Consider the following 414-nt stretch of genomic DNA (forward strand, 5'->3'; position numbering starts at 1 on the left):
CTTCATCATTAACCCACATTGTTAAAACTTCAGGCTTTTCTGGTACGTCACTCGCAGTCTCAGTGTCAGTGTCAGACTCCACAGATTCAACTTCTTCTTCAGTATCAACACTATCGTCCTGTTCTGTATCATTCTCAACATCATCTGCATCTGATCCTGAATCTTCATCTCCTCCACACGCTACTAAGGCAATAGATAAAACTAGCATTAATGCAATACTGAGAAAAAATGACTTACTTTTTAACATCTTCTCTTCCCCCTTAAATGGTTTTAAGATCTCTGTGCCTTTCATGTGCCCTCTTTTTACAATACATTAGCATCTCATTTAGCTTGAATCTCAAGTAAATATCTTTTTAAGAAAAGGACAAACGATTGCACAAATGGTTAAAATAGTTTCACAGAAATCTAAATTTC

At 36.0% G+C, this 414-nt stretch carries 1 protein-coding gene; it reads right to left on the reverse strand.

Features of this window, described 5'->3' with window-relative positions; translation table 11 throughout:
- The coding region (locus AOA62_RS31575) for a hypothetical protein (protein WP_218244167.1) at window positions 1–292 on the reverse strand (292 nt) is incomplete at its 3' end.
- Window positions 293–414 lie beyond the last annotated feature (122 nt).

Source organism: Pseudomonas sp. 2995-3, from assembly GCF_002742565.1.
Lineage (GTDB): Bacteria > Pseudomonadota > Gammaproteobacteria > Pseudomonadales > Pseudomonadaceae > Aquipseudomonas > Aquipseudomonas edaphica.